Source organism: Rhizobium sp. Root482 (assembly GCF_001426565.1).
GTDB lineage: Bacteria > Pseudomonadota > Alphaproteobacteria > Rhizobiales > Rhizobiaceae > Pararhizobium.
On the sequence record NZ_LMFA01000012.1, the window covers coordinates 206,485 to 219,414 of the forward strand.

The 12,930-nt window shown below is 61.4% G+C and carries 12 protein-coding genes; 6 read left to right on the plus strand and 6 right to left on the minus strand.

The genetic code is table 11. The annotated features are described in order from the left end of the window. Positions 1–50 precede the first annotated feature (50 nt). The 5 genes from mltG to fabD all read right to left on the minus strand — a co-directional run bounded on the left by mltG (position 51) and on the right by fabD (position 5,258). Positions 51–1,232 carry an endolytic transglycosylase MltG gene (mltG, locus tag ASD31_RS09015; RefSeq protein WP_056333127.1) on the minus strand — a complete coding sequence of 394 codons (1,182 nt, stop codon included), beginning with the start codon at positions 1,230–1,232 and terminating at the stop codon, positions 51–53. Positions 1,233–1,522: 290 nt separating this feature from the next. Continuing rightward, positions 1,523–2,782 (minus strand): beta-ketoacyl-ACP synthase II, encoded by a 1,260-nt coding sequence (fabF, locus tag ASD31_RS09020; RefSeq protein WP_056332047.1) that lies wholly within the window; start codon positions 2,780–2,782, stop codon positions 1,523–1,525. A 218-nt stretch (positions 2,783–3,000) separates the two neighbouring features. Then, the gene (locus ASD31_RS09025) at positions 3,001–3,237 is read right to left on the minus strand and encodes an acyl carrier protein (protein WP_056332049.1); all 237 of its coding nucleotides are present in this window, start codon (positions 3,235–3,237) and stop codon (positions 3,001–3,003) included. Between the two features lie 313 nt (positions 3,238–3,550). Then, positions 3,551–4,288, minus strand: a complete 738-nt coding sequence (gene fabG / locus ASD31_RS09030) for a 3-oxoacyl-[acyl-carrier-protein] reductase (protein WP_056332051.1) — start codon at positions 4,286–4,288, stop codon at positions 3,551–3,553. A gap of 25 nt (positions 4,289–4,313) precedes the next feature. Continuing rightward, a complete protein-coding gene (gene fabD, locus ASD31_RS09035; RefSeq protein WP_056332053.1) occupies positions 4,314–5,258 on the minus strand; it encodes an ACP S-malonyltransferase in 945 nt (314 codons plus the stop codon). 234 nt (positions 5,259–5,492) lie between these two features. Here fabD and ASD31_RS09040 point away from each other — a divergent pair, with 234 nt between their 5' ends. Beyond that, positions 5,493–6,536: an aldo/keto reductase gene (locus ASD31_RS09040; protein WP_056332055.1), complete on the plus strand. Its 1,044-nt coding sequence runs from the start codon at positions 5,493–5,495 to the stop codon at positions 6,534–6,536. 120 nt (positions 6,537–6,656) lie between these two features. On the opposite strand, the gene ASD31_RS09045 is transcribed toward ASD31_RS09040, so the two are convergent. Further along, positions 6,657–7,700, minus strand: a complete 1,044-nt coding sequence (locus ASD31_RS09045; protein WP_056332057.1) for a class I SAM-dependent methyltransferase — start codon at positions 7,698–7,700, stop codon at positions 6,657–6,659. Positions 7,701–7,998: 298 nt separating this feature from the next. On the opposite strand from ASD31_RS09045, the gene ASD31_RS09050 reads away from it, so the two are divergent. The 5 genes from ASD31_RS09050 (at position 7,999) to rplI (ending at position 12,833) form a co-directional block, all read left to right on the plus strand. Beyond that, positions 7,999–9,996, plus strand: a complete 1,998-nt coding sequence (locus ASD31_RS09050) for a putative bifunctional diguanylate cyclase/phosphodiesterase (protein ID WP_056333129.1) — start codon at positions 7,999–8,001, stop codon at positions 9,994–9,996. A 295-nt stretch (positions 9,997–10,291) separates the two neighbouring features. Continuing rightward, positions 10,292–10,741: a 30S ribosomal protein S6 gene (gene rpsF, locus ASD31_RS09055; RefSeq protein ID WP_056332059.1), complete on the plus strand. Its 450-nt coding sequence runs from the start codon at positions 10,292–10,294 to the stop codon at positions 10,739–10,741. A gap of 11 nt (positions 10,742–10,752) precedes the next feature. Beyond that, positions 10,753–11,001, plus strand: a complete 249-nt coding sequence (gene rpsR / locus ASD31_RS09060) for a 30S ribosomal protein S18 (protein WP_056332061.1) — start codon at positions 10,753–10,755, stop codon at positions 10,999–11,001. A 254-nt stretch (positions 11,002–11,255) separates the two neighbouring features. Next, entirely contained in the window at positions 11,256–12,233 is a 978-nt protein-coding gene (locus ASD31_RS09065) for a hypothetical protein (RefSeq protein WP_056332062.1), read from the plus strand. 24 nt (positions 12,234–12,257) lie between these two features. After that, the gene (gene rplI, locus ASD31_RS09070) at positions 12,258–12,833 is read left to right on the plus strand and encodes a 50S ribosomal protein L9 (protein WP_056332064.1); all 576 of its coding nucleotides are present in this window, start codon (positions 12,258–12,260) and stop codon (positions 12,831–12,833) included. Positions 12,834–12,930: the final 97 nt, after the last annotated feature.

Sequence of the window (12,930 nt, forward strand, 5' to 3'; positions counted from 1 at the left end):
CGCAAGGGTCAAGCGGGCCGGAGCCTCCTCATCCACAACTGGTGGGCCGGCTATTGCGCGGCGGGCGCCGATTCCGCCGCTTTCGCAGCCGCCGCGGCCTTCTCGGCTTCGAGCTTGCGCCAGCGCCTGACATTGTTGTTGTGCTCGTCGAGCGTTTCAGCAAAGACATGCCCGCCGGTGCCGTCGGCAACGAAATAGAGGTCCGAGGTGCGCGACGGATTGGCAACCGCTTCGAGCGCCGCACGGCCGGGATTGGCGATCGGCGTCGGCGGCAGGCCCTTGATCACATAGGTGTTGTAGGGCGTTTCCTTTTCCAGATCCGACTTCAGGATAGGCCGGTCGGACGGCTTTCCCTCGCCGCCGAAGATTCCGTAGATGATCGTCGGATCGGATTGCAGCCGCATTCCCTTCTCAAGGCGATTGATAAAGACCGAGGCAACGCGCGACCGTTCGTCGGCGATCCCCGTCTCCTTCTCGACGATCGAGGCGAGCGTGACGAATTCCTCTGGGCTGGTAATCGGCAGGTCGGGATCGCGTCTCTGCCAGATCTGGTCGACCAGCGTCTTCTGGGCGGCGGCCATCTGGGCGACGATTTCCTGGCGCTTTGTGCCGCGGGAAAATTTGTAGGTGTCGGGCCGCAATGTGCCCTCAGCCGGCATCTGCGCCGGCAGGTCGCCCTCCAGGACGGGATCGGCGGCAAGCTTCTTGAAGATCTGCGCAACCGTCAGCCCCTCGGGAAGCGAGGCAGAATAGAGGATGGACTTGCCCGATTTCAGGAGCTGCATGATCTCCTGCATCGAAGCCTCGGCCTTGATCTCATATTCGCCGGCCTTCAGTGTATCCTTGTCGTCCAGATAGGCCTCCGACATGAACCGGAACACCCGGCTGTCGGAAACGATATTGTTGCGCTCGAGACTGCTGGCGATCTCCTGGATACCGGCGCCGTTGCGGACGATGAAATTGGTATTGGCGGTCAGCGGGCCCCGCGCCTCATAGGCGGTCATCGCATAATAGACCGTGGCGGCTGCCGCGAGCGTCAGGCAGACCACGACCGTCATCACGAAATTCAGGAAGATGACGACCTGGCTCTTGGCCTTGCGCGATCGCCTCGGCGGCTGCGGCACTTTTTCCGGCCGCAGGGCTTCGCTTGCGGATTTCGGGATGATCGGTCCGGTATTGCCGGCTCCGTTGCGGCCGAAAGGGACAGCGCTGTTTTCGTTTGCGTCGTTCACGATGGTCCTGATTCTGGAGTTCGCATCATGCACGCCTCGATCCCTGATGCGAACTCCAGAAGAGAAACAGGAAAGAGAATCACTCATCTTTGGTAAGGCAACCTGCCCGCCCGGGCTTGCGCCTGCATGGTCCGGTTGCCGGCCGCTTCGGGCACGGATAGTCCCTGCCGTGTTTGAACCGAGCAATACGGCAAAAGCAGGATAGTGGCGCTATTTATAGCGTCAACCGCGCTCGAAGATAGGGGAACCGCCGGCAAAGCGTCGCTGGCGAAGACAATCCACCACGAAAATCAGGCGTAGCGGCGCAGGACCAGTGAGGCATTGGTGCCGCCGAAGCCGAAGGAATTCGACAGGGCGACATTGATCTCGCGCTTGCGCGCCACATGCGGCACCAGGTCGATCTTCGTTTCGACCGAGGGATTGTCGAGATTGAGCGTCGGCGGCGCGATATTGTCGCGGATCGCCAGCGCACAGAAAATCGCCTCCACGGCGCCGGCGGCACCGAGCAGGTGGCCGATCGCCGACTTCGTCGAGGACATCGAAATCCTGCCGGCATGCTCGCCCATCGCGCGCTCGACGGCGCCGAGTTCGATCGTGTCGGCCATGGTCGAGGTGCCGTGGGCGTTGACGTAGTCGATATCGGCGGCGGTCAGGCCGGCGCGCTTCAACGCCATCTGCATGCAGCGATAGGCGCCGTCGCCATCCTCAGCGGGGGCGGTGATGTGATAGGCATCGCCAGACAGGCCGTAGCCGACGACCTCGGCATAAATCTTGGCGCCGCGCGCCTTGGCATGCTCCAGTTCCTCGAGAACGACGATGCCGGCGCCCTCGCCCATCACGAAGCCGTCGCGGTCCTTGTCATAGGGGCGCGATGCCTTGGTCGGGTCGTCATTATGCTGCGTCGACAGCGCCTTGCAGGCGGCAAAGCCGGCAAGCGCGATCCGCGAGATCGGCGCCTCGGTGCCGCCGGCCACCATCACGTCGGCGTCTCCAAGAGCAATGAACCGGGCGGCATCGCCGATCGCATGGGCGCCGGTCGAGCAGGCGGTGACGACGGAATGATTGGGACCGCGCAGCTTGTGGCGGATCGAAACCTGGCCCGAGGCCAGATTGATCAGGCGTCCGGGGATGAAGAAAGGCGAAAGCCGGCGCGGCCCCCTGTCGCGCAAGATATGGCCGCCCTCGACGATGCCTTCGAGACCGCCGATGCCCGAGCCGATCATCACGCCGGTGGCGATCTGGTCTTCGTCGGACTTCGGATGCCAGTCGGCATCATCAAGCGCCATATCGGCTGCCGCCATCGCATAGATGATGAAGGCATCGACCTTGCGCTGGTCCTTCGGCTCCATCCAGTCGTCGGGATTGAACGTGCCGCCGGTGCCGTCGCCGAACGGCAGGCGGCAGGCGATCTTGGCGGGCAGGTCTTCAACTTCGAATTCGGTGACCTTGCGGGCAGCATTGCCGCCGGCGATGAGCCGCGACCAGCTGAGCTCGGTTCCGCAACCCAAAGGAGATACCATGCCGGTACCGGTGATAACGACACGTCTCATGATCCGTGATCCACCCTGCCTGCTCGTTCCTGAACCGGACCGGAGCTCGCGCGAATAAACCGGACCCGTATATCCAATTCCATGATGCTGATATCGCGTGACTTTTCAGCGAAAGCCGGTCGGCCTTCCTCGGTCACGCGGGCGCCCTTTCCGGAAGGGCGCGGTCCCGCAAGGGACATCAGACGGGCCGCGATGCGCCCCGTCCTGCGCCACCTGGATCAGGCCTGCGCCTTCTCGATGAACTTGACAGCGTCGCCGACCGTCAGGATCGAATCTGCTGCATCGTCGGGAATTTCGACGCCGAACTCTTCTTCGAATGCCATGACCAGTTCGACGGTGTCGAGCGAGTCCGCACCCAGGTCATCGATAAAGCTTGCGCCTTCCGTAACCTTTTCGGCATCGACGCCAAGATGATCAATAACAATTTTCTTTACGCGTTCTGCTACGTCGCTCATGTCGGATTCCTCGACCTTTGTTTTCTCAACGATGCCGTTCTGACATCGGTACCTTATTAACGCCTGGAAGATCAAGACGATCCACTCGGCTATTCCTTCAACCGGAAGAGCGGCAAACACGCTCCGGAAAAACCGGTACGGACCTCTCATCTTCCGATCGACTGCGTACAGTCATGGCCCGCTTAACACGGTTTAAGTCTGCCGCAAAGTCTGAAAATGGCGGACCTCGGCTTGGTCAACACGCAATTCCCGGTATTTCGCCGTGGCTTTTGCAACGGGCGCGAAAACGCGGCTGGACAAGCCTTTGGCCGCCTCAGATCATTGCCATGCCGCCATTGACGTGAATGGTCTGGCCGGTCACGTAACCTGCCTCGTTGGACGCAAGATAAGCCACTGCGGAGGCGACCTCGCCACCGGTCCCCATGCGCTTCATCGGAATGGCACCCATGATGGCATCCTTCTGCTTGTCGTTGAGCTTGCCGGTCATGGCGCTTTCGATGAAGCCGGGCGCCACGCAGTTGACGGTGACGTTGCGGGTGGCGATCTCCTGGGCGAGCGACTTGGAAAAGCCGATCATGCCGGCCTTGGAGGCGCAATAATTGGCCTGGCCGGGATTGCCGGTGACGCCGACGATCGAGGTGATGTTGATGATGCGGCCATGGCGGCGGCGCATCATCGGATGGGTGATCTCGCGCGTCAGCCGGAAGACTGCGGTGAGATTGACCTCGAGCACGGCATCCCAGTCCTCGTCGCTCATGCGCACGAACAGGCCATCCTTGGTGATGCCGGCATTGTTGACGAGGATATCGACGCCGCCAAGCTCGGCCTCGGCCTTTTCGCCCAGCGCCTTGACGCTCGCGCGATCGGCAAGATTTGCCGGAAACAGATGGACCCGTTCGCCAAGCGAATTGCCGAGCTCCTCCAGTTTTTCGACGCGGGTGCCGTGCAGGCCGACGGTGGCGCCCTGGGCATGGAGAATGCGGGCGATTTCCTCGCCGATGCCGCCGGATGCGCCGGTGACGAGTGCCTTGCGGCCAGACAGATCGAACATGGTCTTGATCCTTATAGATTGCGGCTCAGCCGATGAGCGTTTGAAGCGCCGCCTCGATATCGGCGGGAGAATTGACGGCGATGCCGTTGACCGACTTGTCGATGCGCCGCGCAAGGCCGGTCAGCACCTTGCCGGAGCCGATTTCATAAAGCGTCGTCACGCCGTTTGCGGCAAACCATTCAACCGTTTCGCGCCAGCGGACCTGGCCGGTCACCTGCTCGACCAAAAGGGCGGCGATCTCGCCCGCATCGCTGACGGGTGCGGCGCGCACATTGGCGATCAAAGGCACGACCGGATCGCGCTTTTCGACATTTTCCAGCGCCGCACGCATGGCGTCCGCCGCCGGTGCCATCAGCGTCGAATGGAAGGGCGCGGAAACCGGCAGGAGGATGGCGCGCTTGGCGCCCTTGTCCGTCGCAAGAGCCGCCGCCTTCTCGACGGCCGATTTCTCGCCGGAGATCACCAATTGGCCGCCGCCATTGTCGTTGGCGATCTGGCAGGCGCCGAGCGCCGAGGCTTCAAGGCAGATTGCCTCGACACCTGGCTGCTCCAGGCCGATAATCGCCGCCATGGCCCCCATGCCGACCGGCACCGCCGCCTGCATGGCGTTGCCGCGAATGCGCAGGAGCCGCGCGGTATCGGCGAGCGAAAAGGTGCCGGCCGCGCAGAGAGCCGAATATTCGCCAAGCGAATGGCCGGCCACATAGGCGACCTTCGACTTGAGATCGAGACCTTCGGCCTGAAGCACCCGCAGGGCCGCGATTGATACCGCCATCAGCGCCGGCTGGGCGTTCGCCGTCAACGTCAGCGTCTCCTCCGGCCCGTTCCACATGATGTCGGAGAGTTTTTCGCCGAGCGCGTCGTCGACTTCGGCAAAGACCTGTGCCGCCTGCGGGAAGGCATCGGCCAGATCCTTGCCCATGCCGATCGACTGGCTGCCCTGGCCCGGAAATGTGAATGCGATAGCCATGAGGCCGATCCTTCCCTGCTGCGCGATGGTCGCGCCGTTTCATTATATAATGTCTTCACAATGTCTTCGCCCGCATATAGGGCGAGCTTCGACTTTTCCCTTTCCATTCACATTCCCGGCGTCCGAGTCAAGCTTTCAGCGCCCGGCATATCCTTCCGCGATGTTTCCGTGCTTTTTGCTTGCTCCCCGCAAAAGAGCCACTACATTCCCCGCGAAATCAGATCGAAGGCATCCATGCGTATCAAGTTACTCGGCCGTACCGGCATCAAAGTTTCCGAAATCTGCCTCGGCAGCATGACCTGGGGCACACAGAACACGGAGGCGGAAGCCCATCAGCAGATGGACTATGCCTTCGCCCACGGTATCAACTTCATCGACACGGCGGAACTCTATCCGGTGACGCCGGCCGGTCCGGAGACATACGGATTGACCGAGACCTATATCGGCACCTGGCTGGCAAAGACCGGCAGGCGCGGCGATGCGGTCGTCGCCACCAAGGTCGCCGGCCCCGGTCGCGACTATATCCGGAACGGCACTCCGCCCGGCCCGCAAAGCATGCGCCAGGCATTGGAAGCAAGCCTGAAGCGGCTACGCACGGATTATATCGATCTCTACCAGATGCACTGGCCGACGCGCGGCCACTACCATTTCCGCCAGACCTGGACCTATGATCCCTCGGGGCAGGACAAGACGGCCGTGCGCGACCATCTACTGACAGTGCTCGAAACGCTCGATGCCTTCGTGCGCGAGGGCAAGGTGCGCGCAATCGGGCTTTCCAACGAAACCGCCTGGGGCGTCATGGCAATGCTGGGGTTGGCGGAAGAGCACGGGCTGCCGCGCATCGCCTCGGTCCAGAACGAATATAATCTGCTCTACCGGACCCATGACCTCGACCTGTCGGAAGTCAGCCATCACGAGGATGTCGGCCTTCTTGCGTTCTCGCCGCTTGCCGCCGGACTGATGACCGGAAAATATATCGACGGCGCCTGCCCTGAAGGGTCGAGACTCAGCATCAACGGCGATCTCGGCGGCCGCTATACGGCGAACCAAGAGCCCGCCGTGAAGGCCTATGCCGGACTTGCCCGGGCGCATGGCCTCGATCTTGCCCAGATGCAGCTGGCCTTCAGCCTGACGAGACCCTTCATGACCTCGATCATCATCGGGGCAACCAGCATGGAGCAATTGAAGGTGAATATCGGCGCCGCCGACATCACGCTGTCGCCGGAGGTGCTCAAGGGAATCGCCGAGCTGCACAAGGCCTATCCCGCACCGATGTAAATCGGTCCCCGAGTCGATGGAACCAGCGATGCCGAGGCCGGTTTTCATGGGCCGGGAGATCGCTGAAAACATCATGGCCTGCCGCATGCGGCAGGCCATGATGAAAGCGGGGTCGAGCGTTTACGAACGCTTCCTGATGATCCCGTAGACGATATTGCGGTTTTCGCCGAACTCGACGCTCGCCTCGACCGTGTTACGCTCGACGCTGGAATTGATGACGTTCCACATATCCGCTTCGGAGCGCAGCAGCAGCGCCCAGTTCATGACGGACTCCATATAACCGTCATCGGCCATGTCGCTCGCGAAATTGGCGAAAAGGAAGACGCCGTTCGGCTTGAGCATGTCCATGCAGGTCTGGGTCAGCTTCACCGCGACCTTGTCGGCCAGATAGTCATAGAGACCGGCCGCATAGATGAAGTCGAACGTTCCGAGCTGGTGCTTCTTGCTGAGCAGCCCCCGCACGGATCCATCGACCGCCTCGATGCAGGTGCCGCTGAAATCACGCGCGATCGAGCCGATGCTGATCGGATCCTGGTCGAGAGCCACCCAGCGCTTGATCTGACCGTCGCGCAGCGCGACCGATGTATCGGCTTCGCGCAGATGGCCTGCGGCCACCGTCAGGATTTCGGCCTCACCACCGCGTTCGGCGGCGATTTCATCGACATATCTGGTCAAGATGTCGCGGCGTTCACGCACGGCGACGGGGCCCGGGGCATTCCGCGTATATTCGTAGATCCCGCGGCCAAGCGCGGTCGATCGCGCCACTTCATCGGCAACACTCGGATGGCCATAGATAAAGTCGATCAAGGTCGCATCGCCGGAATAGCCGCGCGGCTTTTCGAAAGACCAGCGCGTGAACGGATCCTGCTGGAAGATCGCTGCAGCCGGATGGCCCTGTATGATCTGGATCAGCGCCTGCCAGACACTTGGCTCGACCTTGTTGCGGGTGTCGTGAAGCGCGCCGATCAGCTGCTTCACGGTTTGGGCCGGATCCCGGCCCTCTTCGATCCGCTGCAGGGCGATTCTCAGGATCAGGGCGACCTCCGCCCTGCCCGTCGCCAGTTGCTCGTCATGAAGACCAGTCTTGGACGAGGAAAGCTCGTTGGTGATCGCTTGCGGGGTAATCAGGCTTTCGCCGTCGAGAACTATCTGTAATTGGGTCACTCGAAACTCTTCCGTTAATGGATTGTTAACAGTATGCGGAAGAACCTGCGAAAGGCCAGATGCGCGCCCGATTTTTACACGCCATGGTTAATACAACCTTGATGCGGCGACACGATCCGGCACACCCCGCCGGTCGTCAAATTCAGAGAAACTTAATGTGTTTTCTCTATTATCCCGAAGATTGCTGCCTGTTTCTGGTATAGTTCCGTCCAGATATCGAAGGCGAATTCAGGGCGGTGCCAACCGTTGAACGGGGGCCGAAACTGCAGGAATGCGACGTAACGCAATGGATCTGTGCATGAAGCACACGCTGGCCGAGGTAGTTGAGATCGATCTCCATGCTGAGCCATCCAGACCGGCTTCAGCCGAACTTCGCACGCTCTATCGGGACGAAAGCGAGAGCGCGCGCAAGCACGCCACCAGACAGGGCCTGTGGATCGCCGTCGGCTCCTACCTTCTGTTCTCGGCCACCGATATTCTGCTTGTCCCGGATGTGGCGCTCTATACGATCGCCGCGCGCTTCGCGGTCGGCATCATCGCCCTCGCAGCCCTTGAAATCCAGTTGCACCTGAATTTCAGCGCAAACAGGATCGATGCCACCGCGGCAGCCGCTGTCGTGCTCGCCTATATAGGCTGGCTATACCCCGCCATGATGACCGCAGATATCAAGAGCATATCCTATTACATGGTCTTCGGCGCCATCTTCATGATGAGCGTCAATCTGTTCTTCAGCTTCCAGTTCCGCCTTTCCTGGATTTCGTCCGTCGTCATTCTGCTGATCTTCTTCGTCGCGCTACAGTCCTTCACCGCAGCCGACGCCACCTACAGGATCGCATTCGGCACCTTCTATCTTTCGTGTTTCGTCTTCACTTCCTATGTGAACTGGAAGCTCAACAGGGAGCGTTACAAGGTCTTCCTCAATGCGCTGGAAGCGAGAATCCAGCAAAAGGAAGCCACCGAACGCGGAAAGGCGCTCCTGCGGCTGTCCAACACCGACCCGTTGACGGGGCTGGACAATCGCCGGGCCGTCGATCAGACCTTGCGCAATCACTGGAACGATTGGCAGAACTACGGCCGCAGCTTTGCGGCTATCCTCATCGATGTGGATTTCTTCAAGAAATACAATGATTGCTATGGCCACCAGGAAGGAGATCGTTGCCTCATCCTGGTCGCCGACGCGCTCAGCACAATGATCGAGCGGTACAATGGGTCGATCGGGCGCTACGGCGGCGAGGAATTCATCGTTCTCGCCCGCCTCGATACCACCGACGAGGTCGCCGAACTGTCCGACGCCATCTGCACCACAGTGCGCGACATGGCGCTCGCGCACGGCCAGCGACGGGACGGCATGTCGATCGTCACCGTCAGTGTCGGCGCCTCCTTCACGCGCATCCAGTCCGGTTCGAAGCTCGAAAAGATCATCCACGAGGCGGATCGCGCGCTCTACGCGGCAAAGGCGAGTGGCCGCGATTGCGCCCGGCTGTTCGACCCCAACGATCCGCAAAGCAGCGACGAGAGCGAGAATATCGCGGCTCTCCTGAAGATAGCGATCGGCCAAAACCTGGTTTCGCTCGTCTATCAACCGATCCAGAACGTCGTCTCGGGCGAGGTCGAGGCGGCCGAAGCCCTGATGCGCCTGAAGATGCTGGATGGAACCTCGGTCACGCCTGGCCTGTTCATTCCGATCGCCGAACGTACCGGCGCCATCCTGGAACTCGGGCGCTGGGCAATCCGGACGGTCTGCGAGGAGATCCTCGTCGGGGATCACGCCCGCGTCGTCAGCGTCAATGTCTCGCCCATCCAGTTGAAAGCGCCGGGCTTCGCAGCCTCCGTCGCGGCGATCCTCAGCGAGGCGGGCGTGGCCGGCGACAGGCTGGCCTTCGAAATCACCGAAGGCCTCGAAATGGAGATGCATTCGGACATCCTGCGCTGTATCGCGGACCTGAAGGTGCTGGGCATCAAGATATGGCTCGATGATTTCGGCACCGGTTTCGCCGGGCTTTCCTGGCTCCGGCTGATCGATTTCGACACGGTGAAGATCGATCGTTCGTTTCTCCACGACAGCGACAGCGCCAAGGGCAAGGCCATGCTGCAGGACATTGTCGGCCTGATCCGCAATCGCGGCCACAAGATTCTCGTCGAGGGCGTGGAAACAGGCGAGCAGCTGGCGCTGATGCGGGAATTCCGTATCGATCAGGTCCAGGGTTTCTATGTCGGCCGCCCGGCGCCGGCGGAAAGTTTCCGCTCCAACCCGGCAATGCGCCCCCGTCTTTCACGCTTGCGCCGGCCGGCCTGAAGGCTGGACTGGCGGCGCCGGTGCGCGCTAATTTCCCCCCGCCCCTTGCTTCCGCGCCGAAAATGCGTATAAGCGCGCTGTTCGCAACACCCGGTCTTCTGGCTGGTGGCTGAACGGAGGGCCGGTTTCCCTTAAGAAACCTGTCAGGACCTAGAGGGGTCCAGCCTCCCGTGTCTCCGCTCTCGACCGTCTCGAAACAACACTTTCTTGCCGGCTGTCCGCAGCCACTTGAACAGTCGTTGAGGCTTAGCCGCCGATTTCCGGGTGACGATTAACGCAAGAAAGGCAAAGCCTCATGGCTCTTTATGAACATGTATTCCTTGCCCGGCAGGATATTTCCGCACAGCAGGTCGACGCTCTCGTCGAACAGTACAAAGGTGTACTGGAAGCTAACGGCGGAAAAGTCGGGCGCGTAGAAAACTGGGGCCTCAAGTCCCTGACCTACCGCATCAACAAGAACCGCAAGGCTCATTACGTTCTGATGGACATCGATGCTCCGGCACCGGCCGTTCACGAAGTCGAGCGTCAGATGCGCATCAACGAAGACGTTCTTCGCTACATGACCATCGCCGTCGAGAAGCATGAAGACGGCCCGTCCGCCATGATGCAGAAGCGCGACCGCGACGACCGTCCGCGCCGCGATGGCGACCGTCCGGACCGTGGCGGCTTCGGCGACCGTGGCCCGCGCCCGGACCGTGGTGATCGTGAAGACCGTCCGCGCCGTCCGCGCGAAGACCGGGCATAAGGAGAGAAATTATGGCTGATACCCTGTCCGCTCCGGCACGCCGCCCGTTCCATCGCCGCCGCAAGACCTGCCCCTTCTCGGGTGCCAATGCGCCGCGCATCGACTACAAGGACATCCGTCTCCTGCAGCGCTACATTTCCGAGCGCGGCAAGATCGTTCCTTCCCGCATCACGGCCGTTTCCCAGAAGAAGCAGCGCGAACTGGCCCAGGCCATCAAGCGCGCCCGCTTCCTCGGCCTCCTGCCCTACGTCATGTCCTAATTGCATGTCCCCTTGGAGCCCGCTCCAAGGAAAGGCATATGCAATCCGAAGCACATGACTCTCCGTCGGTCGCCTGACTCGACGGAAGCTGACTCAAGGTGAGGCGAGACGCCATACGGCACCGCCTCACCTTCTCCCTTCCGCGTTGGGCGCGGATCGGAAACACCGGTGCAAGATTGCGCCAAAACCCATGTTGGGGTTGGTTCCTTCGTTAGGAATGGCCTCTAACTGCTTGAAAAGCAGGACAGCGACCCGTGAAGACATTGAATGCAACATCGCTGTTGACCGGCGCTCTCGCCGGCGTGACCGCCGCCCTGCTTTCGCTCGGCGCGAACACGCAGTCGTCGTTTGCCGTCGTGCTTTACGCTGCGTCCGCCCTGCCCATTCTCATCGCCGGTCTTGGCTGGGGCAATCTTGCCGCCATCGCCGCCGTTGTCGTCGCCGGTCTTACCGGCGCGGTGCTCGTCTCGCCCTATTTCGCCCTGCTGATTGCCGTCATCACCCTCATTCCCGCCGCCTGGCTCAGCCACCTTGCCAATCTGGCGCGGCCGGCCTCCGAGATCGGCGGTCCCGAGGACGCGCTCGCCTGGTATCCGCTATCGGATATCCTGACCCATCTGGCCGGTCTCGTCACCTTCGGCATGATCCTCGTCGGCATCATCATCGGTTATGACGCCTCGATGTCGGACAGGATGATCGACATGGTGATGGCGGCGCTGAAGGAACAGGAACCGCTCTACAATCCGGATGCGGCAGCGGTCGCCCAGATCAAGTCGATCTTCAGTGTCGCCCTGCCACTCGTCCAGGGTGCCATCTGGGTACTGATGCTGTTTGCGGCCTATTACATCGCCTGCCGCGTCGTCCAGACCTCCGGCAAGGGGCTTCGCCCGCGCGAAGACATGCCTTCGACATTGCGCATGCACCGCTATGCCATTTTCGCCTTTCTCGGCGGCCTGGTGCTTGCCTTCACCGGCGGGACGCTGTCTGCCGTCGGCGCGCTCATCTGCGGCACTTTCGGCGCGGGTTTCCTGCTTGCCGGCTTCGCCACCTTCCATTTCCGCACGCGCGGCAAGTCCTGGCGGCTTCCCGTACTGTGGATCGGCTATCTGTCGGTCGTGATGTTCACGGTGCCGGCGTTCTTCTTTCTCCTGTCGGGCCTGATGGACACGCGGCGCGCCATCGCGCTGTCGCCGGCGGGGAAAACCACTGAAACTGAAACAAAAGACCTCTGAACAGACAAACGAAAGGACATATCCATGCAAGTCATCCTTCTCGAACGCGTTGCCAAGCTCGGCCAGATGGGCGAAACCGTCAAGGTTCGCGACGGCTTTGCCCGCAACTACCTCCTGCCGCTCGGCAAGGCCCTGCGCGCCAACGAAGCCAACAAGAAGCGTTTCGATGCCGAGCGTTCGACGCTCGAAGCCCGCAACCTCGAGCGCAAGTCGGAAGCCCAGACCGTTGCCGACCAGCTCGACGGCAAGTCCTTCGTCGTCGTTCGTTCGGCCGGCGAAACCGGCCAGCTCTACGGTTCGGTCGCTGCCCGCGACATCGTTGAAGTGCTCGCTGCCGAAGGCTTCAACATCGGCCGCAACCAGGTCGACCTCAACAACCCGATCAAGACCATCGGCCTGCACGATGTCGTGCTGCACCTGCATTCGGAAGTCGAAATCAAGGTCCAGATGAACGTCGCCCGCTCGGCCGATGAAGCCGAACGCCAGCTCAAGGGCGAAAGCCTGACCTCCGCCGACGCCATCTACGGCGTCGACGAAGACGCGCTGAAGGCCGAAGACTTCTTCAACCCGGAAGCCGAATTCGACGGCGAAGACGAATAAGGCAGACCCGCGCGGCCTTCGCGCCGCGTTTGCCGCAGCCAAAACGAAAGGCCCGCGATGCATGTCGCGGGCCTTTCGTCGTTCCGAAGGATCGATA

Excerpts from the sequence above, each read along its gene's own strand:
- ASD31_RS09050 (WP_056333129.1), top strand. The coding sequence starts at position 7,999 with ATGAAGCACACGCTGGCCGAGGTAGTTGAGATCGATCTCCATGCTGAG.
- fabG (WP_056332051.1), bottom strand. The coding sequence starts at position 4,288 with ATGTTCGATCTGTCTGGCCGCAAGGCACTCGTCACCGGCGCATCCGGC.
- fabD (WP_056332053.1), bottom strand. The coding sequence starts at position 5,258 with ATGGCTATCGCATTCACATTTCCGGGCCAGGGCAGCCAGTCGATCGGC.
- fabF (WP_056332047.1), bottom strand. The coding sequence starts at position 2,782 with ATGAGACGTGTCGTTATCACCGGTACCGGCATGGTATCTCCTTTGGGT.
- ASD31_RS09025 (WP_056332049.1), bottom strand. The coding sequence starts at position 3,237 with ATGAGCGACGTAGCAGAACGCGTAAAGAAAATTGTTATTGATCATCTT.
- rplI (WP_056332064.1), top strand. The coding sequence starts at position 12,258 with ATGCAAGTCATCCTTCTCGAACGCGTTGCCAAGCTCGGCCAGATGGGC.
- ASD31_RS09040 (WP_056332055.1), top strand. The coding sequence starts at position 5,493 with ATGCGTATCAAGTTACTCGGCCGTACCGGCATCAAAGTTTCCGAAATC.
- rpsF (WP_056332059.1), top strand. The coding sequence starts at position 10,292 with ATGGCTCTTTATGAACATGTATTCCTTGCCCGGCAGGATATTTCCGCA.
- rpsR (WP_056332061.1), top strand. The coding sequence starts at position 10,753 with ATGGCTGATACCCTGTCCGCTCCGGCACGCCGCCCGTTCCATCGCCGC.